The organism is Paenibacillus sediminis (genome assembly GCF_017873765.1).
GTDB lineage: Bacteria > Bacillota > Bacilli > Paenibacillales > Paenibacillaceae > Paenibacillus_AG > Paenibacillus_AG sediminis.
In genome coordinates, this window is sequence record NZ_JAGGKP010000001.1 from 315,115 (window position 1) to 340,766 (window position 25,652).

At 40.9% G+C, this 25,652-nt stretch carries 24 protein-coding genes; 20 read left to right on the forward strand and 4 right to left on the reverse strand.

From position 1 onward, the window contains the following. Positions 1-54 precede the first annotated feature (54 nt). From J2Z20_RS01455 to thiI, 3 genes are all read left to right on the forward strand, one after another. Positions 55-756 (forward strand): lytic transglycosylase domain-containing protein, encoded by a 702-nt coding sequence (locus J2Z20_RS01455; protein ID WP_209844652.1) that lies wholly within the window; start codon positions 55-57, stop codon positions 754-756. A 124-nt stretch (positions 757-880) separates the two neighbouring features. Beyond that, complete coding sequence (locus tag J2Z20_RS01460) at positions 881-2,029, forward strand: cysteine desulfurase family protein (protein WP_209844655.1); 1,149 nt, start codon at positions 881-883, stop codon at positions 2,027-2,029. Between the two features lie 2 nt (positions 2,030-2,031). Beyond that, positions 2,032-3,258 carry a tRNA uracil 4-sulfurtransferase ThiI gene (gene thiI, locus J2Z20_RS01465; protein WP_209844657.1) on the forward strand — a complete coding sequence of 409 codons (1,227 nt, stop codon included), beginning with the start codon at positions 2,032-2,034 and terminating at the stop codon, positions 3,256-3,258. Between the two features lie 78 nt (positions 3,259-3,336). On the opposite strand, the gene J2Z20_RS01470 is transcribed toward thiI, so the two are convergent. Further along, positions 3,337-4,032, reverse strand: a complete 696-nt coding sequence (locus J2Z20_RS01470; RefSeq protein WP_209844659.1) for a TerC family protein — start codon at positions 4,030-4,032, stop codon at positions 3,337-3,339. A gap of 130 nt (positions 4,033-4,162) precedes the next feature. On the opposite strand from J2Z20_RS01470, the gene J2Z20_RS01475 reads away from it, so the two are divergent. From J2Z20_RS01475 to J2Z20_RS01495, 5 genes are all read left to right on the forward strand, one after another. Next, a complete protein-coding gene (locus J2Z20_RS01475; protein ID WP_209844661.1) occupies positions 4,163-4,828 on the forward strand; it encodes a TerC family protein in 666 nt (221 codons plus the stop codon). Positions 4,829-4,995: 167 nt separating this feature from the next. Next, complete coding sequence (locus J2Z20_RS01480; RefSeq protein WP_209844663.1) at positions 4,996-5,490, forward strand: hypothetical protein; 495 nt, start codon at positions 4,996-4,998, stop codon at positions 5,488-5,490. 157 nt (positions 5,491-5,647) lie between these two features. After that, positions 5,648-7,489 (forward strand): translational GTPase TypA, encoded by a 1,842-nt coding sequence (gene typA / locus J2Z20_RS01485; RefSeq protein ID WP_209844665.1) that lies wholly within the window; start codon positions 5,648-5,650, stop codon positions 7,487-7,489. Between the two features lie 18 nt (positions 7,490-7,507). Then, positions 7,508-7,804: a YlaH-like family protein gene (locus J2Z20_RS01490; protein ID WP_209844667.1), complete on the forward strand. Its 297-nt coding sequence runs from the start codon at positions 7,508-7,510 to the stop codon at positions 7,802-7,804. Between the two features lie 39 nt (positions 7,805-7,843). Next, a complete protein-coding gene (locus tag J2Z20_RS01495) occupies positions 7,844-8,929 on the forward strand; it encodes an LCP family protein (RefSeq protein WP_209844669.1) in 1,086 nt (361 codons plus the stop codon). 220 nt (positions 8,930-9,149) lie between these two features. Here the strand turns inward: J2Z20_RS01495 and J2Z20_RS01500 are convergent, their stop codons facing one another. Next, positions 9,150-9,653, reverse strand: coding sequence for a YhcN/YlaJ family sporulation lipoprotein (locus J2Z20_RS01500; protein WP_209844671.1), 504 nt, complete (start codon positions 9,651-9,653; stop codon positions 9,150-9,152). A gap of 125 nt (positions 9,654-9,778) precedes the next feature. On the opposite strand from J2Z20_RS01500, the gene J2Z20_RS01505 reads away from it, so the two are divergent. After that, positions 9,779-11,110 (forward strand): PhoH family protein, encoded by a 1,332-nt coding sequence (locus J2Z20_RS01505; RefSeq protein ID WP_209844673.1) that lies wholly within the window; start codon positions 9,779-9,781, stop codon positions 11,108-11,110. 161 nt (positions 11,111-11,271) lie between these two features. Next, positions 11,272-12,558, forward strand: a complete 1,287-nt coding sequence (locus J2Z20_RS01510) for an ABC transporter substrate-binding protein (protein ID WP_209844675.1) — start codon at positions 11,272-11,274, stop codon at positions 12,556-12,558. A 7-nt stretch (positions 12,559-12,565) separates the two neighbouring features. Here the strand turns inward: J2Z20_RS01510 and J2Z20_RS01515 are convergent, their stop codons facing one another. After that, positions 12,566-13,657, reverse strand: a complete 1,092-nt coding sequence (locus J2Z20_RS01515) for a coiled-coil domain-containing protein (RefSeq protein WP_209844677.1) — start codon at positions 13,655-13,657, stop codon at positions 12,566-12,568. 134 nt (positions 13,658-13,791) lie between these two features. Beyond that, positions 13,792-14,028: a DUF2626 family protein gene (locus J2Z20_RS01520; RefSeq protein WP_209844679.1), complete on the reverse strand. Its 237-nt coding sequence runs from the start codon at positions 14,026-14,028 to the stop codon at positions 13,792-13,794. A 347-nt stretch (positions 14,029-14,375) separates the two neighbouring features. Between J2Z20_RS01520 and J2Z20_RS01525 the strand changes: the two genes are divergently transcribed. From J2Z20_RS01525 to J2Z20_RS01570, 10 genes are all read left to right on the forward strand, one after another. After that, the gene (locus J2Z20_RS01525) at positions 14,376-15,029 is read left to right on the forward strand and encodes an RsfA family transcriptional regulator (RefSeq protein WP_209844681.1); all 654 of its coding nucleotides are present in this window, start codon (positions 14,376-14,378) and stop codon (positions 15,027-15,029) included. A gap of 129 nt (positions 15,030-15,158) precedes the next feature. Continuing rightward, positions 15,159-16,094: a ketopantoate reductase family protein gene (locus tag J2Z20_RS01530; RefSeq protein WP_209844683.1), complete on the forward strand. Its 936-nt coding sequence runs from the start codon at positions 15,159-15,161 to the stop codon at positions 16,092-16,094. Positions 16,095-16,117: 23 nt separating this feature from the next. After that, positions 16,118-16,501 carry a DUF3397 domain-containing protein gene (locus J2Z20_RS01535; protein ID WP_245251830.1) on the forward strand — a complete coding sequence of 128 codons (384 nt, stop codon included), beginning with the start codon at positions 16,118-16,120 and terminating at the stop codon, positions 16,499-16,501. Positions 16,502-16,711: 210 nt separating this feature from the next. Further along, on the forward strand, positions 16,712-18,373 hold the full coding sequence (locus J2Z20_RS01540) for a peptide ABC transporter substrate-binding protein (protein ID WP_209844685.1): 1,662 nt from the start codon (positions 16,712-16,714) through the stop codon (positions 18,371-18,373). Positions 18,374-18,570: 197 nt separating this feature from the next. Next, positions 18,571-19,503: an ABC transporter permease gene (locus J2Z20_RS01545; RefSeq protein ID WP_209844687.1), complete on the forward strand. Its 933-nt coding sequence runs from the start codon at positions 18,571-18,573 to the stop codon at positions 19,501-19,503. Positions 19,504-19,506: 3 nt separating this feature from the next. Then, entirely contained in the window at positions 19,507-20,451 is a 945-nt protein-coding gene (locus J2Z20_RS01550) for an ABC transporter permease (RefSeq protein ID WP_209844689.1), read from the forward strand. A gap of 13 nt (positions 20,452-20,464) precedes the next feature. Then, entirely contained in the window at positions 20,465-21,460 is a 996-nt protein-coding gene (locus J2Z20_RS01555) for an ABC transporter ATP-binding protein (protein ID WP_209844691.1), read from the forward strand. Further along, positions 21,457-22,413, forward strand: coding sequence for an ABC transporter ATP-binding protein (locus J2Z20_RS01560; RefSeq protein ID WP_209844693.1), 957 nt, complete (start codon positions 21,457-21,459; stop codon positions 22,411-22,413). The genes J2Z20_RS01555 and J2Z20_RS01560 overlap by 4 nt, the downstream gene beginning before the upstream one ends. A gap of 134 nt (positions 22,414-22,547) precedes the next feature. Beyond that, entirely contained in the window at positions 22,548-24,179 is a 1,632-nt protein-coding gene (gene bshC / locus J2Z20_RS01565; protein ID WP_209844695.1) for a bacillithiol biosynthesis cysteine-adding enzyme BshC, read from the forward strand. Positions 24,180-24,236: 57 nt separating this feature from the next. After that, positions 24,237-25,505 (forward strand): adenosylhomocysteinase, encoded by a 1,269-nt coding sequence (locus J2Z20_RS01570; protein WP_209844696.1) that lies wholly within the window; start codon positions 24,237-24,239, stop codon positions 25,503-25,505. Positions 25,506-25,652 lie beyond the last annotated feature (147 nt).

Consider the following 25,652-nt stretch of genomic DNA (forward strand, 5'->3'; position numbering starts at 1 on the left):
CAAAACTCTAAATTTTACATAATACAACGTTGTCAGAAAGTTGGGAGAAATTCGATGCAAATTGATTCTTCAACCTTAAAGAGACTTATTGAACTTCAATCCCTAAATAGTGTAAATTTGCAAAATACGTCGCTTCAAGGAATTTCGGACGCTGGCGATAACAGTGAGCTGTTTACGCAAATTCTCCAGGAATTGCTGTCTGCTGACAGTGAACCAACATCAAACTTAGAGGAGATTTCTAGCTCTCCAGATCCTTATAGGAATGACGGAATGTTATGGCAAATCATCAATTCGGTTGATTCGACTCAAAATAACGAAGCAACGCATGGGGCTGTAAAGAAGACAGATTTTGATGATTTGATTAAACAAGCGAGTGATAAATATGGTGTTCCGGAGTCGTTAATTAAGGCCGTTATTCAGACGGAATCTTCATTCAATCCGAATGCTGTTTCCGGTGTCGGGGCTAAAGGATTAATGCAGCTTATGGATGGGACAGCCGAAGGACTTGGAGTCTCCAATCCATTTGACCCAGCCCAAAATATTGACGCAGGCACTCGTTATTTAGCTTATCAAATACGGCGTTTTGGAGGGCATGAAAATACGGCATTAGCGGCTTATAATGCAGGTCCAGGCCGGCTTAAAAGTTTAGGTATCTCAAATGATCAAGAACTGATGGCCAATTTTGATTCTCTGCCAAAAGAAACTCAAAATTACATATTAAAAATTCAAAATGCTCGTGCAAAATTTGAAGCTTAAATAGGAAATGATAAGAAGATCAAGAGGGGAGTTATAAATACGAACCTTTTGATCTTCTTGTATTTTTGATACAATGAGATAGATTTTTTGGAGATAGACTTTTATAGGCAGGGGGCTTTAAACTATGATTTATTTCGACTACGCCGCTACTACCCCTCCGTATGATGATGTCATAAACACGGTTGCAGAGGTGATGAAGCGGCATTACGGAAACCCGTCTTCTATTCACCAGTTGGGAGAAGATGCTGATAAGCTGCTGAGGCGCGCACGCGAGGTATGCGCTTCTGCTTTACAAATAAAACCTTCTGAGGTCGTTTTCACTTCAGGCGCGACAGAAAGTAACAATTTTGCGATTAAAGGCGCTGCTTTTCAATATCGATCAAGAGGGAACCATATCATTACGACAGAAATAGAACATGCTTCTGTGTATGAAAGCTTTTTGCAATTGAAGGAGCTGGGGTATGATGTTACATTTCTGCCTGTAGATCGAGACGGTAATGTGAGTCCCGCTCAAGTAGGTGCAGCTATTCAGGATAACACCATTTTGGTGAGTGTTATGCATGTCAATAATGAAGTAGGGACAATACAGCCGATTCGTGAAATAGGTCAGATAATTAAACAAAAGCATCCGCGCGTTCTATTTCATGTGGATGGAGTCCAAGGTTTTGGCAAAATTCCGGTCCGTATCAAAGACTGGGGGATCGATTTGTACAGTCTGTCCGCTCATAAAATCCGAGGTCCGAAAGGAGTCGGAATATTATATGTACATGAAGGAGTTAAGCTGTTTCCGCTTCTGTCCGGCGGAGGGCAAGAAAGAGGTTTGCGTTCGGGCACTGAAAATATCGCGAATATTGTAGGGATGTCTAAGGCGCTTCGAATTGCGCATGAAAAGCAGTCTGAAAATTATAATAAATGGACAGAATTTCGCGATCTAATTGTTGATGCAATAGAAAAGATTCCGCAGCTGCAGCTTAACAGTACGAAGAAAGGAACGCCTAATATTATTCATTTCTCATATCCGGGTATGAAATCCGAGGTACTGCTTCACACATTAGAACAAGAAGGAGTCGCTGTATCTACGAGGTCTGCTTGTTCTTCGAAGCATACGGAACCTAGCCGGGTTCTTCTTGCGATGGGCAGAGATTTAGCTGCTGCTTCCAGCGGAATTCGAATTAGCTTAGGCGACGATCATACTTTGCAGAATGTAGAGGTATTAATCAAGGCGCTAAATGCTGCAGTAGAGAAGCTACGGCCTCTTGAAAGGGGAAAATAATGATGAAGTCACAAATGTTATTACTTAGATTTGGCGAATTTACGGTAAAAGGTAAAAACAGAAACCGATTTGATAAGACGGTCATTGACCATGTAAAGTCGCTTCTTAAGCCATATCCCAGAGCCAAAATATTAAAAGAATACGGGCGATTATATATTGATTTGAACGGAGAGCCTGCTGACGAATTGATTGCTATTTTGAAAAATGTATTCGGAATCGTTTCGATCAGCCCTGTCATCCAAACTGCGCCAGAGCTCCAAAATATTATTGATTGTGCGCTTGAATTTATGAGCGAGAAGAACATAAAGGATGGGACAACGTTCAAAGTAAATGCACGGCGTGTATGGAAGGAGTTCCCTCATTCTTCACAAGAAATGAACCATTTGTTAGGTTCACCGATTTTAAGAAACTTTCCTGGCCTAAAGGTTGATGTTAGAAAACCGGATATTGAGCTTAGAGTTGAGATTCGTCAGCATGCTGCTTATATTTTCTGTGAAGTCATTCAGGCTGTAGGCGGATTTCCGCGCGGTACGAATGGCAAGGCGATGCTGCTGCTCTCTGGGGGCATTGATAGCCCTGTTGCAGGATGGTCCTCTATGCGACGAGGTCTTGAAATTGAATGTGTTCATTTCTTCAGCTTCCCATATACGAGCCAGAGGGCGAAAGACAAGGTGATCGATCTTGCTCGTGTACTCGCAGGATACGCTGGGGAAATTAAAATTCATCTTGTGCCGTTTACAGAAGTGCAAACATCTTTTACTCAAGTGGGTCAAGACAATCTAATTATTACTTTGATGCGCAGAGCGATGTTAAGAATCGCAACGCAGCTTGCAGAACGTGAAGGAGCGCTTGCTCTGGTTACAGGCGACAGCCTTGGACAAGTTGCCAGTCAGACACTCCCAAGTATGAACGTCATCGGCAGAGCGACCGATTTACCGCTTTTAAGACCGCTCGTGATGATGGATAAAGAAGAGATTATACGATTAGCTCAGCAGATCGGAACGTATGAATTATCCATTCTGCCTTATGAAGATTGCTGTACGCTCTTTGTACCGAAGTCACCGACAACCAATCCAAACCTTAGAATTGTTGAGAAGGTAGAAGCTTCTATTCACGAACTCAACAATATGATTGCTGAGGCTGTGGCGAAGACAGAGACAATGGTGCTAAGAGCAGGCGAAGCTGTATCCTTATCGGGAGATCAAGTTATTAACGAAGAATGGTTTTAAATAATCAGATTTTATAGATATTAACAAACGGCAGAGGTTGTCCTATCTACAGGACAACCTCTGCCGTTTCTTTATTTTTTATGAGTAAGAATGATCATGACTTTGTTTTCTTTGCTCTTGTTTTCGTTGCTTCATATATCCTGCCAGAAGTACAGATGCAATGACGAGTACAATAAATACATATCGAATAACTGGCTGGTCAAACAACGGTTCTAGACGTTTTTCTTCAGTGATCATGTTAGAAGCGGTGTAGGCGAGAATTCCAGATCCGAAATATATAATCCATGGAAAACGGTTCGTAAGTTTGATAAATATCGTACTTCCCCATACGACAATCGGCACGCTGACCATAAGTCCTAATACCACAAGCAACAGGTGACCTTTGGCTGCGCCTGCAACGGCGATAACATTATCGAGTCCCATGGCGGCGTCTGCAACAATAATCGTCCGAATGGCTGCCCACAGCGTTCCGCCTGCTTTAATATCGCTATGGTCTCCTTCATCCGTCAGCAGCTTGTAAGCAATCCAAATGAGCAGGATGCCTCCGATTGCTAAGAGCAAAGGAATTTTAAGCAGTTCTAGAACAACAACTGTTGCCAAAATCCGAATGGCTACTGCACCGCCGGTTCCATAAATAATGGCCTTCTTCTGCTGAGAAGCGGGTAAGTTTCTCGCAGCTAGGCCAATAACAATCGCATTATCTCCAGCTAAGATCAGGTCGATAAAAATAATGTTTAGAAGAGATAGTAAAAATGCTCCGCTGAATAACTCCACTTATGCCACTCCCTTATGTCGGTAAATACGTTAAAAATGCAAATGAGTTTCAATTATATTTCACACTTTTGGACCAGTCAAGCATAGCTTGGACGCGCTTTTCATACAAGTGTATGGAGGGGGCTGTCATATGGATAACATTTGGGTACTATTTGAAATACTTATGATAAATATCGTGCTGAGCGGTGACAATGCTGTCGTCATCGCTATGGCAAGTAAAGATTTGACAGAAAAGAAAAGGAAACAAGCTGTATGGTGGGGTTCGTTCGGTGCTGTTATTTTGCGCTGCGCACTCACTTTTATTGCAATCGTCTTGCTCAAGATCCCTTATATTCAAGCTGCTGGCGGTTTGTTATTGTTTTACATCGCGCTTAAGCTGTTGTTTCAGAAGAATGAAGATTCGCGCATCGGCGGAGCAGCAACTACATGGAGAGCTGTTGAGACGATACTTGTTGCGGATTTTGTCATGAGTTTGGACAATGTACTGGCTATTGCTGGGCTCGCAAATGGAGACGTCGCGCTCATTGTCATCGGGATTGCCATAAGTATTCCGATCGTTGTATGGGGAAGCACAATCATCGTAAATATGCTTAAAAAGTTTCCTGTTCTCGTCTTAGCAGGTTCGGGTATATTAGCCTTAACATCAGGTGAAATGATGGTTAAGGACCCAAAGCTCGGTGCTCTCATTGTTGATGCGTCTCCTCAATTAGAGAATTTGCTTCCGAGTATTCTAGCGGCAGCTGCTATCCTGCTTGGCTGGATCATCAAACTGAAGTCAGGCCGTACTTCGACCTAATGGTTTATCACTTGCAAAAGGCTCCAACAGGAGCTTTTTTTTGTTATATACAGATGCGTATGGTGGTTTTTTTAATGAACATCATATAAAATAGAAGGGAAAGATGTAGTTTTTTGTAAAGACTTGTCCAAAGGCAGACAATCAGTTCGTGAAGAGGGTGAGTAGGGATGACGAACAAAAACCAGCAGGCGATCGGTATTTTCATTATTATTGCAGGGATCGTTATTTTATTAGGTAAATGGGGCGTTTTTAGCTTTTTAGGAAAAGCATTTTGGCCGCTCATTATTTTAGTTCCCGGCATATTGCTCCATGTTCTCTACTTTGGAAGAATGGCTCCAGCAGGTGTTCTTGTTCCAGGGGGAATGCTAACCGTTTATGGTGTTTTATTCTTTATTTGCAATACCTGGGGCTGGTCGTTGATGAGCTACTTATGGCCAACATTTATTTTAGGCGTGGCGACAGGTTTGTATGAATATTACGAATTCGAACAACCAAAGCCGCGAGGTGTAATGACCGCATCCGTTCTGCTAGGCGTTATATCCATTATTCTGCTAGGCTTCACCTTACTAAGAACTTCTATTATATACGTGATTGCGGTTCTGCTTATTGCAGGCGGCATTTGGATGATTTGGAATCGTGGGAAATCAAGCCGCGGTTGGTAAATTTTAAGGTACACCACTTGATTTTTAGGCGTGAACTTGTATAATATAAGGGATATGTGTCAAGCGTCGGCATTTATGCCCGGCGCTTGTTTTTCTTGATAATAGACTCACTGTTACAGGTGAGATGATTAGATATGAAAGGATTTGGATAAAAACCATGCATTCAAGAGATCAAATTCGCAACATTGCGATTATTGCCCACGTCGACCACGGGAAAACAACTCTCGTCGATAAACTGCTTCAACAGTCAGGTATTTTCCGTGAAAATGAACATGTTCAAGAACGTGCGATGGACTCCAACGATTTGGAGCGTGAACGCGGAATTACCATTTTGGCTAAAAACACAGCCATTACTTACAAAGACTATTTAATTAATATCGTTGATACACCTGGACACGCCGACTTTGGCGGCGAAGTAGAACGCATTATGAAAATGGTTGATGGTGTTCTGCTCGTTGTTGATGCTTATGAAGGCTGTATGCCGCAAACCAAATTCGTGCTTCGCAAAGCTTTGGAGCATAATTTGACTCCGATAGTTGTAGTGAACAAAATCGACCGCCCAAGTGCCCGCCCAGCGGAAGTTATTGATGAAGTGCTTGATTTGTTCATTGAACTTGGAGCAAATGATGAACAATTAGACTTCCCGGTAGTATATGCTTCTGCACTAAACGGTACATCGAGCTTAGATCCTGAGAAGCAAGATGACAACATGCAAGCTTTGTATGAAACGATCATCGATCATATACCAGCGCCAACAGAAAATGTGGACGAACCTCTGCAATTTCTTGTCACACTGATGGACTATAATGAATATTTGGGTCGTATTGCAATTGGCCGTGTGAACCGCGGTAAAATTCGCCAAGGTCAGTCAGTTACTGTTATTACACGTGATGGCAGCCACAAAACGGCTCGTATTGAGAAGCTGTTCGGTTTCCAAGGGTTGAAACGTATTGAGTCTGAGGAAGCAGGTGCTGGTGACATCATTGCTGTCGCAGGTATTAAAGACATCAACATTGGTGAGACCATCGCCGACCCGCAAAACCCTGAAGCATTGCCAGTTTTGAAAATTGATGAGCCAACGCTGCAAATGACTTTCCTTGTGAATAACAGTCCGTTTGCTGGTCGTGAAGGTAAATGGGTAACGTCCCGTAAGCTTCGTGAACGTCTGTTCAAAGAGCTTGAAACAGATGTAAGTTTGCGTGTAGAAGAAACAGACAGCCCAGATGCATTTATTGTATCCGGCCGCGGTGAACTTCACCTTGGTATTCTGATTGAGAACATGCGTCGTGAAGGCTATGAGCTTCAAGTATCCAAACCTGAAGTTATCATCAAAGAAATCGACGGCGTTAAAATGGAGCCGATTGAACGTCTCTTAATCGACATCCCAGAAGAAAGCATGGGAGCTGTGATGGAAAGCCTCGGAACACGCAAAGCGGAAATGGTGAACATGGTGAACAACGGGACTGGTCAAGTACGGCTTGAGTTCCTTATTCCAGCGCGCGGACTTATTGGATATCGTACGCACTTCCTGACGCTTACTCGCGGCTACGGTATTATGAACCATGCTTTTGACAGTTATGGTCCATTAGCAGCTGGCCAAGTTGGCGGACGCCACCAAGGTGTACTTGTATCTTCAGAAAATGGTGTATCGACATTGTACGGCATACTTTCTGTTGAAGATCGCGGTACACTGTTCGTTGAACCAGGTACTGAAGTCTACGAAGGAATGATTGTTGGTGAGCATACTCGTGATAACGATATCGTCGTGAATATTTGCAAAGAGAAACAGCTTACTAACGTTCGTTCAGCAACGAAAGATGATACTGTGAAAATGAAAACACCAGTGATCTTCTCGCTTGAACAAGCGCTTGAATATTTGAATGACGATGAATATTGTGAAATTACACCAAAATCTGTTCGTTTGCGTAAGAAAATTCTTAACAAAAATGAACGTGAACGTGCTGAGAAACATCGTAAAATGGCGGAAGCTAATTCATAATTAAGGAGTGAGTTCCTTATGCAGGCTTGGTTCGCTGCGCATCCTATCATTTCTTATATTGTTATTTTCATATTGATTACTTATGTCTATAATAAAGTATTCCGTGTTCAGCAAAAATTGTCTCTTTTTAAAGAAGTCATTTTGTACATTCTAATGGCTATAGGGGCATTCATGTTGCTTATCTTTCAAGTTGACAAGCTTCCAATCATTCAATGCCTTCTCGTCGCTGTTGCCCTCATGTTGATGGTACGAATCCGTTATTTTGTAGAAGGTCGTCAGAAGAAGAGACAGCAAGCTGCTACAAAAGAACAATAAGTATTATGACTTAATAACGATGAAAAAGGTGTAGAGATCATGAGTTCAACAAACAGCGGTCTTCCTCCAAGAGGCCAGAATAATCAATCGGCTAATAAAAGAAGAGCATCAAAAAAGAAGAAAAGTGGATTTCGGACATTTCTTAAAACGATTCTAACGATTATTATTATCGCTGCACTTCTCTTTTTAGGATATTTTGGTTATGTGTATTTTAAAGTGAACAATATGTTGGGTACAGGCAATAACGCCGATGTGCCTGCCGACCATTCTGCAGAAACTAAGCCGCTCACGATGCTTCTGCTTGGTACGGATTACCGTCCTGAAACAAAGACGTATCTGTCTGATGTGGTCATGGTTATTGCAATGAATCCAAAAACACCTTCAGCAACGATTGTTTCTTTGCCAAGAGACACATATGTTGATCTTGAAGGGTACCGGCATAATAAACTTAATGCATACTATCCAATATTTAAGGCTGAAGAAGATAAGACGGGAATCAGTGCTGAAGATGAAATGAAGAAAATGATCAGTAAATACATGAATGTAAATATTGATTATGTCACTGTTCTAAATTTTCAAGCTTTCCGTGACATTGTTGATGCGGTTGGCGGAGTAACGGTTAATGTGGATAAGGATATGTGTTACCGTGACCGAGCTGACGGTACGAACATCAATTTGAAGAAAGGTGTTCAGACTCTTAATGGTGACGATGCTCTAGGCTTTGTACGTTATCGGAAATCAAATTGTCATCCTAAAACGGACGCTTCAAATGATTTTGACCGTAATCGTCGTCAAAACGAAGTATTGCATGCAATATTAGATCAGATGAAATCAATTAACGGAATTACAGGAATTGGTAAAGTGATCGATGCAGTGGATCAAAACATGAAAACCGATATTGAGAAAAAGCAAATGACCAATATTTTGAAGGCATATTGGAAAATTTCGAAACAGAACGTGAATTATGTTCCAGTGACGGGGACTTGGAGAAGTCCATATGTATATATAAATGAAGATGAGCTTAACAAAGCGAAGCAAGCACTGCAGCTTGAATTAACTAAAGGATCTAGCAGTACGGATTCATCAAGTGATGATTCTGGGACTGGCGTTTCAGAAACGAAATGACATTTGGATGCAACTTTTAACCTGCTCCTTAATACAATAAGAAGAGATGCACTTAAGAATGGTTAAAGGGGGCAGATTAGATGTCCAAAGTCGGTAGCTGGTGGACTGGATCCTTACCTTCTCAGGTGCATGCTCAATTTAAATTCATGACTGTATGTTTTGTATTGCCTAAAAAAGCCTAGTCGTAATCTGACTAGGCTTTTTTTGTATGCTGCACTTCTTATCTTTTGGCCTTTGTGTCACTTGGAACTTGCGGCATAATCCGCCCCACAATGTCGGCTAACTCGGAAGCGAAACCGGAAATGGGGTGTCCTCTTCTAATATCGTTCCCGATTTCAGCAAGCCGCTTGGATATATCCACGTCCGCGGTTACAATCGCATTTTTTCCATAAGGATCTTTCCGAAGTGCTTCTGCCACTGAATATTTAATGGTTCCGACGCGTGAACGATCTAGATCGCCATCTACGTCAATACCAACGATAGCAGTATTTCCCGTAATAACGACGTTCGCTTTTTTCACTCCAGGAACTTTCTCCGCTAATTTCTCTAGATGTGTTCTAACGTCTACTTGTTTCTGACTTGCTAAATTTCTCGGGTGCTCTCTAACGCTTTGCGCCCTTGGAGTTCCCTGTTTATTTTGAGGGGAAGGTGATGATTGTTTCGAAGTCATATTACAACTCGTAAGTAGAGACGCGATTAACATGAAGCACAGCCATTTTTGCATAAAACGAACCCGTCCTTTCTACTTGATCCAATATCTTAAGCTTGATTATATATTTACCTAGTACAGTTAACATTATGTATTTGTCTAAAGAAACGGCAAAGACCGCATTTCGAAGGGGGATTTCTGTGAAAAAAATTTATGTGCTCGACACGAATGTATTATTACATGATCCTAATGCGATATTTGCTTTTGATGAACATGAGGTCGTTATTCCATCGGTTGTGCTTGAAGAGATCGATTCTAAGAAAAGAAATGCGGATGAAATAGGCAGAAATGCAAGATATGTATCGAGGCTGCTTGATGGTTTACGAGAGAAAGGTCATCTCCATAGCGGGGTTCAGTTAGACAATATGGGAAGCTTAAAAGTTGAGCTTAACCATCGCAGTTTCATGAAATTACAAGAGGTGTTCGGAGAAGTATCGAACGATAATCGAATTTTGGCGGTTGGACTTAATTATTTCATTGAACAACAGCAGCAGTCAGAGCCAAGAACCGTTGTACTTGTTAGTAAAGATGTACTCGTTCGCATTAAGGCGGACGTACTCGGTTTGACGACGCAGGATTATTTGTCGGATCGGCCTGCAGGCCTGGATGAACTTTTCACAGGCAATTCTCAATTACAAGTACATCCTTCGGTCATTGATGAATTTTATTCCTATCGCTCTTTAACGATTAAAAATCTTCAGCTTGCTTATCCGCTTTATCCGCATGAATTTGTCATACTTAAAGATGAGATGGGTACAGGCAAATCAGCTCTCCTTAAAGTAAACAAAGAAGGAACTAAGCTGGAACCTCTTTACTTAAGCAATGAGTCTGTGTGGGGCATCAATGCACGCAATGCTCAGCAAAGAATGGCGTTAGAACTTCTACTCAATGACGATATTCCGCTCGTTACGATTACAGGAAAAGCTGGAACAGGCAAGACATTGCTAGCTTTGGCCGCCGGATTGTGTAAAGTGGAGGATGAACATAAATACAAAAAACTGCTCATCGCAAGGCCGGTCGTACCTATGGGGAAAGATATTGGATACCTTCCTGGAGAGAAGGAAGAGAAGCTTAGACCGTGGATGCAGCCGATATACGATAACTTAGAATTTTTATTTGATACGAAAAAATCTGGGGATATAGATAAAATTTTAATGGGACTTGGCAGTATTCAAGTAGAGGCGCTCACCTATATAAGAGGACGTTCCATACCAGGTCAATATATTATTATTGATGAAGCCCAGAATCTATCACGGCACGAAGTAAAGACGATTGTCTCCCGTGTAGGAGAAGGCAGTAAAATTATTTTGATGGGGGATCCAGAGCAAATCGATCATCCTTATTTAGATGCCGCGAGCAATGGACTTACGTATATCGTCGAGCGTTTTAAACAGCAGCAAATCAGCGGACATATTACGCTAGAGAAGGGAGAACGATCGAAATTAGCACAGTTAGCCGCGGACTTACTGTAAATACCTGATAAAAGGGGACCTCATGAAGAGGTGCCCTTATTATTGTTATATTGAAATAATTATGATCAAGTAATTCTTTACCTAAACAAGAAAAATAAGACAAATAATCATTCTATTTGTTACAATGGTAAGCAAGAATGGATGAGAGGGGATGAACAGATATGAAACGGAAAAAGCACTGGTTTCTTTTCGCGATTCTGCTGTTATCCTTTATAAGTCTATCATCTCATGACAATACATTGAATCCATCTGAATATGCAGGGGGGGAGATTGAGCTGTCTGAACCTCCTATGCGGCATTCGGAGGAGACATATACGTCACTTAGAGTCGCAGTGCAATTATCTGATGAAGAATTTACAACCATAAAGAAGTGGAATGATCAATATACAGCCTCAAATGGAGTACATATTGAATGGATTCGCTTGCCTTCTGAAGATGCGGCCAACACACTTCAGCATTTATACGATTTACATGAAGATCCAGATGTTATTCTTGTTCGCAATGATTTAATTCAGAAGTTAGCGCCCAAAGGATACTTGATGCCAGCAGATAATTATTATTCGGGTTCATCAATAGCGGATACTTTGAATGCTCTCCTAAAGCAGATGGAATGGAATGGATATTCTTGGGGTATACCCTTTGACCTCAATCCGTATGTGGTCGTATACAATGAGCAATTTATAGCTTCGTATGGAAAGAATGAATTGCCAACGAATGAAGAGGATTGGCTCAGCTTATTAGCCGAACTTGAGAAAGATAAGAAGCAACACGCATTAGTTGCATTTGATGAGACGGACCTGCCTGCGTTTATTTCTCTTCTATCACGCTTGAATGGATCGCTGAGTATGAAAGATACCGATGTCAACCTAGAAGAGCTGCCTATAGGGCAAGCTTTAGAGTTGTTTAATAAATTTAGGCCTTATTTATTGTTGATAGGGAGACATAGTACCGACCCTTGGGATATGCTGCATCATGGTACACTAGGGGCTTATATAACTTCTGCCAAAGAAGCTATCTACAGGCTAGATCATAGCAATAAAGCTGATATAACGGATGATCAAATTTCACTGGAACAACAGTTCAGGAGTAATTTATGGGTGAATTCACGCAGTTTCGCCGTATCTTCCAGCACGTCCAATATGGAGCAAATTAATGACTGGATTATGTATATGACGACAGCCCTGTCTGAACAGACATGGTTTGAACAAACAGGAAATTTACCCATTCTTAGGTCCATCTATGACGATACCGATCATTCGCATATGAGGAAATGGATACCCGCATCATTGCTTCAGGAAGAACTGCCATTTGCTTCTTATGATCGTCTTCTGCCTGAGGATAAGCTGCAATTTACACAAACGGTTCAACAATTTTTGCAAGGAAAGCAAGATGTGAAGCAAATTGCAGATGAATGGAAGCTTCAGTTAGAGCTTAAGACGGGGAACTAATTATTTATTAAAGAGTGAGCTGAAGTGTTACTTTCAGGATTCCTTCCTTTAGCTCTACGTCTGTTGCCTTTAAAAAGGATATAACTTGCCCGGGATAAAATGCTAAATCGAATTTACTTTCAAGCGATGCTCTTGTAGTGTCCGGAAGTTCATATCCATTAAAAATAAGTTTATCGACATGATAGAGAATCGAATTTTCCGGCTTCTCTTCAACGGTATAATGCCCTTCCAAAGTGAGCTCAAGATTATCCTGCCTTCCAGAAGCTAACATTTTGCCATCTTCAAATTGCAAAGCAAAATGAGTGAATAATTCATTCTTGGATCGTAAGTAAGCATTCAAATCGTCATCTTTGATTTCAATGGAATACTTGTTGCCTTTTATAATGATCGATTGATTGTTTTTCTGAATAAACTCTGGAAAGTCTTCCATAGCTGCATCCAGTGCTTGAAAGTATCTTTCTACTTCTTTAAATCCAGTATTGTTCCAGTATGTTGTTAGCTGTTCGATCAGTTGTTTCATTTTCTCAGGATCGCTGCTGGCAGCAATTTTCTGATCAAGCCCTTGCTGAAGCAGGACAATACGCTCACGCTGTTTGAGAAGATTGCTTCTCGAAGTGGACAATTCAGCAGAGGTGGCTGCAAGCTGTTCTTTTGTTTTTGTTAGCTCTGTATATTCCTGCTTATATTTAGCCAACACATTTTGATCATGCTCCATTAATAACTGCATATAATCGAGGAGAGTATAAAGTTCGTCTAGATTGTGAGCGGTAAATAAAATAGACAGTAATGACTCCCTTTGTCCCATGTAGTAAGCACGCAGAACAGTTCCCGCCTGTTTTTGATATGTCCCAATTTCATTTTGTTTGACTGCAAGCTGATCGTTTAACATATCTTGCTTGCTTTTTAATTGAATTTGTTCCTGTTCGATCCGTTCAATTTCATGATCAATTTCTGTAATAGATAGACTATCTTGCAGAATGCCGTGCGTCTGATCTGAAGGAGATTCAGCTTGTACCGTTCGAATGGAGCATATGGATGTGATGAGCAAGATCATCATGACAGCATAGCGGCAGTATTTTGCTCGTATTTGGGGATGCACTGTGATTTCCTCCTTCCCTTCGGTGTAGTAAATATATGACAGCTTGGCTGAAAATAGCATAGCAAAACAAAAAAGCGGCCTGACGCGTTCGTCAGGTCGCTTTTTGTATAGCTATATTGGAATGGAATTAAATATTAAAGTGGCAATCCCATAATGAAGACCGTCCAGTAACTGAATCCTGTAAACGTCACGATCATATAGCCCCAGAATAACAATATGTAAGTTTTTTCCGTAAATTTTAAGTAACTGAATAGGACAAAAAACGCTGTTTGCATGAAAAACAACAAGGCCATTTCAGTCATATCCCCTGCAAAAGCCATTAGCCCGATTGCAAGTGTGAACAATCCTAATACTCGGAACATACGTGCCAAGATGAAATCCCCCCTCTAGTATGTATCGGCCATAATTTTCTAATTTCATTATAACCACAACCTAAAATAGTGTAAACGATTTAATTCATTTCGACATAAAAAATAATACATTTTTTTCTTTTCATATAAAAAGGTTTAGTGAAGAAAAGGCTTATTCGTATATTTTGATGAGGTTAGGTATGATGAGCGGAATATTTGGAAATACATTTTAGTATCAAATAGATTCTATGAACTCTATGAGAAGCATAGGAATGGATTAAGCAGCTTTTATACCTTGTCAATAACAGGTAAATTGGGCTGGTTTTGAAGACGGTTATTTTAGGATGTTGTTAGGAGGGTTATATAGCATGACTGCTGTGAGACAGGATGCATGGAGCGCAGAGGATGATCTAATTTTAGCGGAAGTCACTTTGCGCCATATTCGGGAAGGAAGCACTCAACTGGCTGCTTTTGAAGAAGTTGGTGAGAAAATTGGAAGAACTTCAGCAGCGTGTGGTTTTCGTTGGAATAGTTGTGTACGCAAGAAGTATGAAACAGCCATTCAATATGCGAAGACACAGCGTCAAAAACGTAATTATTTGAAAAAGCAAGCTCCTGCTGCAGGAGTTCCTCATGTTGCGTCACTAGCTTCGATTGAGCTTGAAGAGGGACTTTATAAATCAGAGGGAGTAAGTGAAGAGACAATTTCCATTGATGCAGTCATTCGATTTTTACGGCAATGGAAAGCTACGGTTCAGGATAATAATCGTCAGTTGAAGTATTTAGAGAAAGAGCTTCGGGAGAAAGAAGAAGAAACTTCTCGCCTGCGCAGTGAAAATGAGAGATTGTCTAAAGAAGTGAATGAAGTTCAAACAGATTATCGTGTTGTTAACGATGATTACAAAGCATTGATTCAAATTATGGACCGTGCAAGACGTCTCGCTTTTTTAAATGAGGATGATGAGGAAATAAAAACGAGATTTAAAATGGACGCAAACGGTAATTTAGAACGCATTGAGTGATGTCTTTGCAATAGGAAAGAATCCTGCTAAATCAGAACCTGTTAAGGGGCTGGCTGGTGCAGGATTTTTTTATTATGATTAAGCTAATATAACGGATGTAAATAAGTTTAAATTAAGAGGGTGAATGCTGTGAAAATACATATCGTTGGTGCGGGATCAATAGGCCTTCTATATAGTGTGAAGTTAATGAAAGCGGGAGTGGATGTGAATCTTTGGACTAGATCGAATTTACAAGCACAAAAGCTTCGCGATGAAGGTTTAACACTTGTCGATTCTGGGAATCGTAATTTGATGCACTTTGAGGGAAGCAGCCTAATAGTGAACAGTATAGAAGATTTATCTAAGCAGAGCGAGTTACAACACCATGCTGATTATATATTTCTGATGACCAAACAAAAGGATATTAATACTTCCTTACTTCATGTTCTCGGACAAATGTCAGATGAACGAACCAAGCTCATTTGCTTTCAAAATGGAGTAGGACATATCGAATTGATTAGAAAGGAGCTGCCTTATGTTTCAGTGTACGCCGCTATTACAACAGAGGGGGCGAAACGAATAGATGATACGACCGTCATGCATGCGGGGCACGGGGATACATGGATTGGCAACCCTGGTTCTATCGTAGATGAAACGGACAAAGATTTAATTAATGAACTAGAAAAAGCAGGATTTTCCACATACTTGTCGAATGACATCGATAAGATGATTTATCGTAAATTGATAATAAATGCCGTAATCAACCCTTTGACAGCATTATGGCGTATTCCTAACGGAGAGCTGCTCGCTACTTCTGAACGTATTCATCTAATGCGAAGATTATATGATGAAGGCATTGGGGTTCTTCGTGCGCGCGGAATTCAATTGGATAACCAGTTGTGGAATCAAATTGTGCAGGTGTGTGAAGATACATCGCAAAATACCTCTTCCATGCTGAAAGACGTTCTACAGGGTGTATCTACTGAGATTGATTGGATTAACGGGAGCATTGTAAAAATGGCTGAAAACATAGATATGAACGTACCTACTCATGATCTTATCTGGCAATTGATTCGGTGTATGTGAATGAACCGTAAGGAGGCGTGAAATTGAACCTGCTTTTAGGCTCGCTTACTTTTATGAGTACGCTGCCCTTTTTTCCCTTTCTAATTGTTTATTATGGGTACTATTTTTGGAAAAGGGAGCGTAAGTCTGCAATATTACTTGCAATGGATGTGACAACTTTCTTTCTCATTTTCTCGGTCTCGGCATTGTTTAATCATTTTTTTGACAGCCGATTTGGTTTTTATTTAATTTTACTAATATTGCTTATTGCTATAGGGTTGATTGGAAGCGCTCAGAATCGGCTAAAAGGGAAAGTGAACGGAAAGCGGCTTTTTAGAGCCGTTTGGCGGTTGTCTTTTATGTTCATGAGTACAAGCTATATGATTTTCGTCGTCATTGGTATTTTTAATTACATATTTGAAGTATAGAAATAACAGCCTTTTTTATTTTATTCCCTGTAAAATGTCAATAAACTTAACGTCCGTTGTTAGCAAATTGCTTTTTAAAAGGAGCAAGTCGTATTTTGTAAAAAATGTTATTGATTTTTTTGACGATTGTGTAAAAATTTTTATAGATTTTTTTGACCACTGGTTGTATAATCAATAGGCATATACCATATTTAAGGGGGAAACAGTTAAATGAAGAAGAAGAGTATGTTAGCTCTTTTGACACTGCTTCTAATTGCCGGCACTGTCCTAGCAGCATGTGGATCCGTCAAGAAAACGGCAAGCAGTGGAAAGAGCGGAGAAGTTGCTCCAGCAGCTGAACAAGTATTTCGTATTAACTTCAGTTCAGAACCACCTACGTTGGACCCAGGTATTGCACAAGACAATGCAGCCATCACAGTATTGCATGCAATGTATGAAGGTTTGACTAATGTAGACTCATCTGGTAAAAGCATTCCAGGTGTAGCTGAAACATGGGATATCTCCCAAGACGGCAAAACTTACACTTTCCACCTTCGCAAAGATGCGAAATGGAGCAATGGTGATCCGGTTACGGCAAACGACTTCGTATTTGCTTGGGATCGTGCGCTGAAACCTGATCTTGCTTCCCCATATGCATATCAACTGTATTACGTTAAAAATGCCCAAGCTTATAACGAAGGAAAAATCACAGATGCTAGCCAAGTTGGCGTAAAAGCAGTTGATGATTATACTCTTGAAGTACAGTTGGAAAATGCAACTCCTTACTTCTTGAACTTAACTTCTTTCGTAACTTACTTCCCAGTTCATAAGTCAGTAAAAGACAATGAGAAATGGGCAGCTGATCCATCTACCATGATCGTTAACGGTCCTTTCAAATTAACGAATTGGACTAAAGGTGCTAGCTTGGAACTTGTGCCTAACGAAAATTACTGGGATAAAAAAGATATTAAATTGACTAAAATCCAAATATCAATCGTTAACAGCGGTGCAACAGAGCTTGCTTCCTATAGAAGCGGACAATTGGATTTTGCTGGTAAGCCAGTAGGTGAAATTCCAGCTGACCAAATTGATGCAGTTAAAAAAGAGCTTCCTAGTGAACTTAGTATTAAAGGTGTAGCTACTACTTATTACTACTTATTCAATGTAACTGCTAAACCATTTGATAACGTGAAGATTCGTAGAGCGTTGACAATGGCGATTGATCGTCAAAAACTGGTCAGCCAAGTAACTAAAGGCGGCGAACTTCCTGCATTTGGTTTCGTACCACCAGGAATTATTGGTGAAAAACAAGAATTCCGTACTGAACATAAAGATACTGATTTGCTCTCTGAAAATGTAGATCAAGCGAAGCAATTGCTTGCAGAAGGCTTGAAAGAAGAAGGGCTAACTGCATTCCCTAAAGTTACCCTGACATATAATACTGGTGAGAACCACAAGAAGATTGCACAAGCAATTACAGATATGTGGAAAACAAACCTTGGCATTGATGTTACTCTTGAAAACCAAGAATGGGGCGTATTCCTTGAGAACCGCAGAAACTTGAATTATCAAATCGCTCGTGCTGGTTGGGGAGCTGACTACAATGACCCAATGTCATTTTTAGACATCTTCACATCCACAAGTGGTAACAATGATACAGGATTCAAAAATGCTGAGTACGATTCTCTTGTAAAACAAGCTTATGCTAGCAATGATGCGAAGACTCGTATGGATGCAATGAACAAAGCGGAACAAATCTTGATTAAAGATAACAATGTCATTATGCCAATTTACTACTATTCTAACACAGCTTTGATTAAGCCTTATGTTAAAGGTGTTATCATTGACTATGCAGGTAATATCTTCTTTGATCGTGCATACATCGAGAAGTAAGAGTGAGACTCCGAAACTTTAGATGAATGCTTCGGGATATATATGTGGGTTTACTCCATATATATCCCGATTTTTTGTGTGTTAGTATAAATTCCAAATCTTGTTTTCTATGGTTATTTTATGGCATAGACAGCATAATTTTGTGTCATTAGAATGGATTTAATAGAATCTAATTAATATGGGGGGTGTTCATCGGCATGGTAAGATTCATTCTATCCAAATTTTTTTACATGATTGTTTCTCTCTTTATTTTGATTTCTGTGACTTTTGTCCTAATGAAAGCTATCCCTGGAAATCCTTTTATGTCAGAGAAAGCGGTTCCGCCTTCCATTCAGCAACATTTGATGGCGAAATATGGACTCGATAAACCGCTGTATGAACAGTATCTGAAATACCTAGGAAATCTAGCGCGAGGCGATTTCGGTATTTCAATGAAAATGAAAGACCAAGGAGTTTCTGATTTGATTTGGGGATCCTTCGGGCCATCGTTAAGACTAGGTATTATTGCTATCGTGGTTTCGATTGTTGTCGGTATTGGCCTCGGTATGTTAGCGGCATTATATCACCGTAAATTAATCGATAATGTCGCGATGATCTTAGCTGTTATTGGAATGTCGGTACCAAGCTTTGTATTAGCTTCATTGCTGCAGTTCTATCTAGCGCAAAAAGCAGGTATATTCAAAGTAATGGGACTTAACGGACCTCTTGATTATGTACTGCCTGTAATGGCGCTTTCCGCACAGCCAATCGCGTTTATTGCTCGTCTAGCAAGATCGAGCATGCTTGAAGTACTTCATTCGGAGTATATCAAAACAGCGAAAGCAAAAGGTTTGGCGTGGCCAATCATTATGTGGAGACATGTAATTCGTAACGGTATTATGCCAGTTGTTACTTATGTCGGGCCAATGACTGCGAACATCATTACTGGTTCTGTTGTTATAGAACAAATCTTCGGTATTGGCGGACTCGGTAAAATATTCGTGAGCAGTATCAGTAATCGTGACTATACATTGATTATGGGTGTGACGATTTTTTACGGCATCATTTTGATGGTAGCTAGACTTTTAACGGATATTGCATATGCATTCATAGATCCGCGCATTAAATTGTCTAAAGGGAAGGAGGGCTAAAGGTTGGAACAAGTTGATGAAAAAAATGTTGTTGAACATTTAAAGCCAGAAAATTTCCAAAAAATCGGAGTAGATGAAAAACAAGCTGAAATTATTCAGCGTGAAAGCCTTTCCGCATGGAGAGATTCTTGGGAGAGACTTAAATCAAATAAATTTGCCATGACGGGTCTTACTGTCCTTATTCTTATTGTTATTATGGCGATTATAGGGCCAATGATTTCTCCACACAATTATTATTCTAACGATTTGTACAATACGAATCAGCCTCCTTCAGCAGACCATTGGTTCGGTACTGACGATCTAGGCCGTGATATGTTTGTGCGTACGTGGATGGGTGCGAGAATTTCGTTGCTCGTCGGCGTAGCTGCAGCGTTGATTGACTTGTTTATTGGTGTTATTTATGGCGGTATCATGGGATACTTCGGCGGTCGTGTAGACGCTATTATGAATAAATTTTCAGAAGTTTTGTATTCCATTCCTTACTTGCTCGTTACGATTTTGCTGCTTGTCGTATTAGAGCCTAGTTTATGGACTATTATTCTTGCAATTGGGATCACGGGTTGGATTAATATGTCCTGGATTGTCCGTGGCGAAATCATGCAGCTCAAAACTCGCGAATATGTTCTTGCGTCACGCTCTATGGGTGCTGGGTCAGCAAGACTACTATTCCGTCACTTAATTCCAAATGCGATGGGGCCAATTATCGTTACACTAACATTAACGGTTCCAAATGCTATTTTCTCAGAAGCGTTCCTTAGTTTCCTTGGCCTTGGTGTACAAGCACCTATTGCTTCCTGGGGTTCAATGATTAATGACGCTCTGACAGGCTGGATGTACTATCCTTGGCGGATGTTGTTCCCAGCATTCTTTATCAGTTTGACAATGCTGGCATTTAACATTTTCGGTGATGGCCTCCGTGACGCGCTCGATCCGAAACTGAAAAAATAGGAGGTGGAAAGGTATGCAACCGATCTTACAAGTTAAAGACCTGCAAGTATCGTTTCAAGTTCGCGGCGGCGAAGTAAAAGCTGTTCGCGGCGTGAATTTTGAAGTTGGTAAAGGGGAAGCGGTAGCTATCGTAGGTGAATCTGGTAGCGGTAAAAGTGTTACTGCTCAGACGATTATGCGCCTTATTCCTTCTCCCCCATCAATTATTAAATCCGGTGAAATTATTTTTCAAGGCAATGATCTAACTCGCAAAACAGATAAAGAAATGGAAGCGATTCGCGGTAAAGATATCGGTATGATATTTCAAGACCCGATGACATCGCTTAATCCAACGATTAAAGTGGGTAAACAAATTACAGAAGGTCTTATAAAGCACCAAAACTTGTCTGCTAAGGAAGCTAAAGAGCAAGGTATTGAAATGCTTAAGCTCGTAGGTATTCCGAATGCAGAATCTCGTTTTAACCAATATCCGCATGAGTTCTCTGGTGGTATGCGTCAACGTGTTATGATTGCCATCGCTCTCGCATGCAGACCTTCACTTCTTATTGCGGACGAGCCAACAACTGCGCTTGACGTAACGATTCAGGCCCAAATTTTGAACGTTATGAAAGATATGCAGAAGAAATTCGGTACATCGATTATATTGATTACTCACGACCTTGGTGTCGTTGCTGATATGTGTGATCGCGTCGTTGTTATGTACGCAGGTAAAGTGGTTGAGACTGGGACGAAGTGGGAGATATTCCAAAACCCTCAACATCCTTATACTCGCGGCTTGTTACGCTCCATGCCAAGACTTGATCAGAAGAAAAATGAGAAGCTTATTCCTATTATTGGCACACCGCCAGATCTTATTAAACCGCCAGCTGGTTGTGGATTCTGTGCACGTTGTGACGAAGCGATGCGTATTTGTGAGCAAGTAGATCCTGAAGTAACACAATTGAGTGACACTCATATGTCTCGTTGCTGGCTGCTCCATCCAATGGCTCAGGAGGTGAAATCATCATGAGCAAAAATCTGATCGAAGTTGAAGGATTAAGTAAACATTTTGATTTGGGCAAAGGCAGAATATTAAAAGCTGTTAGCGACCTGAACTTCCAAATTCGTGAAGGAGAAACACTAGGTATGGTTGGTGAATCTGGCTGCGGTAAATCAACAGCCGGACGCACGATTCTTCGCTTGTACGAGCCTACTGCGGGTGCTGTACGGTTTAATGGTACAGACATCACGAAGCTGTCCGGCGGTAAAATGAAGGCATTTCGCAGAGATATGCAGATGATTTTCCAAGATCCATATGCATCTCTTAACCCTCGCTTTACGGTAACGGATATTATCGGTGAAGCGCTGGATATTCACAATATGGCAGGAAGCCGTGCAGAACGCAAAAAACGGGTTGAAGAATTGCTCGATATGGTTGGATTAAATCCTGACCATGCGACTCGTTATCCGCATGAATTCTCCGGAGGTCAACGTCAACGTATCGGCATTGCGCGCGCACTGGCTGTGAATCCGAAGTTTATTATTGCTGATGAACCGATTTCGGCTCTTGACGTTTCCATTCAAGCTCAAGTTGTAAACTTGCTTCAAGATCTTCAAGGGCGCCTTGGACTGACCTATTTGTTTATTGCGCATGATTTGTCAATGGTTAAGCACATCAGTGATCGTGTAGCTGTTATGTATTTGGGTAAAATGGTTGAGCTGGCTGACAGTGAAGAATTGTACGCTAACCCGCGCCATCCTTACACACAAGCTCTTCTTTCAGCGATTCCTGTCCCGGATCCGGAAGTAGAAGCTAATAAAGAGCGAATCGTGCTTAAAGGTGAATTGCCAAGTCCAATTAATCCTCCGAGCGGTTGTCCTTTCCGCACTCGTTGTCCGATTGCGACCGAGAAATGCGCTTTGGAAGTTCCTGCATTGGTTGAAGTGCAAAAAGGGCATTTCGCTGCATGTCATTATGCTTAATTCATTTTGATTTCATATGGAGCCGCCGAGAGAACTCGGCGGCTTTTCTCTTCATGAAATTTGTTTCTTTTGACGATTGTCAGGTCATTGGTTACAATCAAGGAGGGATTTTATTGTAGAAAGGGGGAACATCAATGAATATTGTTCCGGAGCATTTGTCTGCTGCACAGCCGCTTGCTGAAGCTTTTCTAAGTCACTTTGATAAGGTTCAAGACTTATACGGACCTGATGCAAATAAACGCGAGAGTTGGGCAGCAAGAGCGGACTGGCTAGATAATACGGAATTTAAACGAATTGATCGAAGCGCATTAGTACGATGTCTTCGTTTATATAACAAGCAACATAACGATTTTCAAGAAGTGAGTAAATCGCTTGATTTACTCGAGCAACCAGGAACGCTCGTCATTTCAGGCGGGCAACAAAGCGGAATATTCACTGGACCTCTTCTCGTTATTTATAAAGCAGTTACTATTATTCAATCTGCAAGAGAAGCATCTTCTCTATTGGAACGTCCTGTTGTTCCATTGTTTTGGATCGCTGGTGAAGATCATGACTGGGATGAGGTTAATCATACATATTTCCTTTCCCGTAATTTGCAAATTTCTAAACTGAAAATGGACCATCCTGGTGGAGCGCGCTCATCGGTTAGTTATACGCTTTTGAATCAAGAGTCATGGAAAGAAGCTGTGCGGCAAATGTGCGACCTTCTCCCGGATTCCGAATTTAAGCCGTCACTCATCGATTTGCTCACGCGAGCGTCGATTGAATCGGAAAGCTTAAGTGATTGTTTTGCGAAAATAATGGGACAGTTGTTTGGACGATTTGGGCTCGTGCTTCTAGATTCAGCGGATCCCAATTTGCGCACAATTGAAACTTCTGTTTTCGAAAGGATTATTTCCCAAAATGATGAATTGGAACAAGCCTATCACGCATCTGCAAAAGCTGTTCTAGATAAAGGCTATCCACTGCAAGCAGATGTAGCTGAGGGCGGGGCGAACCTGTTCTATATTCATGAAGGGGCACGTATATTGCTGTTTAAGCAGAATAGCAAGTTTACAGATCGTAGAGGAATCGTATCTTTTACCCGTGATGAATTGCTTGGTCTATTACAAGAACATCCTGAACGTTTCAGCAACAATGTGTTAACGAGACCGCTGATGCAGGAATCTTTGCTTCCGGTGCTCGGAACCGTATTAGGTACAGGGGAAATAGCCTATTGGTCTCTGACTCGAAAGGCGTTTCATGTATTAGGATTGGAGATGCCGATTATTGTTCCCCGCATGTCGTTTACGATGGTGGAAGGAACGATTCATAAGCATATGGTGAAATACAAGTTGTCTTTTCAAGATGTACAACATCATTTTGAAGAGAAAAGACAATCATGGCTTGCTTCACAGGACAAGATTAGCATCGATGAACAGTTCGCTAAAGTTCAAAAAATGTTTGAAGAGCAGTATGACGCTATTATCGAGCAGCTTGGCTCCATACAAGCAGGGTTAACTAAGCTTGGGGAAAATAATAAAGGAAAAATTGTTGAACAAATTCATTATTTGCAACATAAAGCGCAAGATGCGCTAGCTAAACAGAATGAAGCTGGGCTTAGACAGCTTGATCGGATCTACCACTCTTTATTTCCGTTAGGCAAACCGCAAGAGCGAGTGTATAATGTCTTTTATTATCTTAATCGCTACGGATATAGCTTTATTGATCTTCTGATGGAAATTCCATATCATTTCTCGGGAAATCATCAGGCAGTGTACCTATAAAGTTGTTTTTTTGAATGAATATATAGATATGACGAGTTGATTAGAGGAGGACATTTCATGAGTGGATCATCGCTGCAAAATAGTATTGTAAAAGATATGCGACTCGCATCAGAAGGTCATTTGAAAATTGATTGGGCAGAGGCGCATATGCCTGTACTTAGCCGTATTCGTAAACAGTTCGAAGCAGAGCAGCCGTTCAAAGGGCTTAAAGTTTCGATCGCGCTTCACTTAGAAGCGAAGACAGCTTACTTGGCAAAAGTCATACAAGCAGGCGGTGCTGAAGTAACGATTACGGGCAGTAATCCATTATCTACACAGGATGATGTATGTGCAGCATTAGTAGAAGACGGAATCACTGTATTTGCTAAATATAACCCGGGTTCTGATGAATTTAAACAATTAATCGTGCGTGCACTTGAATCGAAGCCTGATTTGATCATTGATGACGGCGGTGATTTTATTACAATTCTTCATTCCGAACGCCCTGATTTATTGGAGAACATTCGCGGCGGTGCAGAGGAGACGACAACGGGTATTATTCGATTAAAGGCGCTTGATAAAGAGAAAAAATTGAAGATACCAATGGTTGCTGTAAACGATGCGTATTGCAAACATTTATTTGATAACCGCTACGGTACGGGTCAGTCCGTATTTGACGGGATCATGCGAACAACGAACCTTCTGATTGCAGGAAAGACAGTTGTTGTTGTAGGATACGGCTGGTGCGGTAAAGGTGTTGCGATGCGGGCGAAAGGACTTGGCGCTAAAGTGGTCGTAACGGAAGTGGATGCGATTAAAGCTGTCGAAGCGGTTATGGATGGTTTTGAAGTGATGCCGATGGTGGAAGCAGCTAAGATCGGTGATTTCTTCATTACTGTAACGGGTAATCGTGACGTAATTCGCGGAGAGCATTATGATGTCATGAAAGACGGCGCAATTTTGTCCAATGCAGGACACTTTGACGTTGAAGTGAACAAGCCGGAACTGGCCGAACGTTCCCAGTCTATTCGTACAGTTCGCCGTAATATCGAAGAATATCATTTGAAGGACGGCCGCAAAATGTATATTCTTGCAGATGGACGTCTGGTCAACTTAGGAGCTGCGGACGGTCACCCTGCGGAAATTATGGATATGACATTTGCACTTCAGGCTTTATCCTTGAAATACGTGAATGAACATTATAAAGAAATTGGCGGCACAGTAATCAACGTTCCTTATGAATTAGATGAACAAGTAGCTCGTTTCAAGTTGGAAAGTATGGGCGTTTCAATCGATACATTGTCTGAAGCGCAAAAAGTGTATTTAGAAAGCTGGCAAACCAATTAAAAATGTGTAGTAAAAAATTACTAATTTTTAAATAGGTATTTATGCTTAATAAACCTCTCTTTCCCTTGGAAGGAGAGGTTTTCTGTTGTTTATTTACTCACCTTATTTTTCCAAAATCTTTTTTCTGGTTAAGAAGGATTTTGCTTT

Excerpts from the sequence above, each read along its gene's own strand:
- typA (WP_209844665.1), top strand. The coding sequence starts at position 5,648 with ATGCATTCAAGAGATCAAATTCGCAACATTGCGATTATTGCCCACGTC.
- J2Z20_RS01490 (WP_209844667.1), top strand. The coding sequence starts at position 7,508 with ATGCAGGCTTGGTTCGCTGCGCATCCTATCATTTCTTATATTGTTATT.
- J2Z20_RS01500 (WP_209844671.1), bottom strand. The coding sequence starts at position 9,653 with ATGCAAAAATGGCTGTGCTTCATGTTAATCGCGTCTCTACTTACGAGT.
- J2Z20_RS01560 (WP_209844693.1), top strand. The coding sequence starts at position 21,457 with ATGAGCAAAAATCTGATCGAAGTTGAAGGATTAAGTAAACATTTTGAT.
- J2Z20_RS01570 (WP_209844696.1), top strand. The coding sequence starts at position 24,237 with ATGAGTGGATCATCGCTGCAAAATAGTATTGTAAAAGATATGCGACTC.
- J2Z20_RS01540 (WP_209844685.1), top strand. The coding sequence starts at position 16,712 with ATGAAGAAGAAGAGTATGTTAGCTCTTTTGACACTGCTTCTAATTGCC.
- J2Z20_RS01525 (WP_209844681.1), top strand. The coding sequence starts at position 14,376 with ATGACTGCTGTGAGACAGGATGCATGGAGCGCAGAGGATGATCTAATT.
- J2Z20_RS01495 (WP_209844669.1), top strand. The coding sequence starts at position 7,844 with ATGAGTTCAACAAACAGCGGTCTTCCTCCAAGAGGCCAGAATAATCAA.
- J2Z20_RS01460 (WP_209844655.1), top strand. The coding sequence starts at position 881 with ATGATTTATTTCGACTACGCCGCTACTACCCCTCCGTATGATGATGTC.
- J2Z20_RS01555 (WP_209844691.1), top strand. The coding sequence starts at position 20,465 with ATGCAACCGATCTTACAAGTTAAAGACCTGCAAGTATCGTTTCAAGTT.
- bshC (WP_209844695.1), top strand. The coding sequence starts at position 22,548 with ATGAATATTGTTCCGGAGCATTTGTCTGCTGCACAGCCGCTTGCTGAA.
- J2Z20_RS01475 (WP_209844661.1), top strand. The coding sequence starts at position 4,163 with ATGGATAACATTTGGGTACTATTTGAAATACTTATGATAAATATCGTG.
- J2Z20_RS01455 (WP_209844652.1), top strand. The coding sequence starts at position 55 with ATGCAAATTGATTCTTCAACCTTAAAGAGACTTATTGAACTTCAATCC.
- J2Z20_RS01545 (WP_209844687.1), top strand. The coding sequence starts at position 18,571 with ATGGTAAGATTCATTCTATCCAAATTTTTTTACATGATTGTTTCTCTC.
- thiI (WP_209844657.1), top strand. The coding sequence starts at position 2,032 with ATGAAGTCACAAATGTTATTACTTAGATTTGGCGAATTTACGGTAAAA.
- J2Z20_RS01480 (WP_209844663.1), top strand. The coding sequence starts at position 4,996 with ATGACGAACAAAAACCAGCAGGCGATCGGTATTTTCATTATTATTGCA.
- J2Z20_RS01510 (WP_209844675.1), top strand. The coding sequence starts at position 11,272 with ATGAAACGGAAAAAGCACTGGTTTCTTTTCGCGATTCTGCTGTTATCC.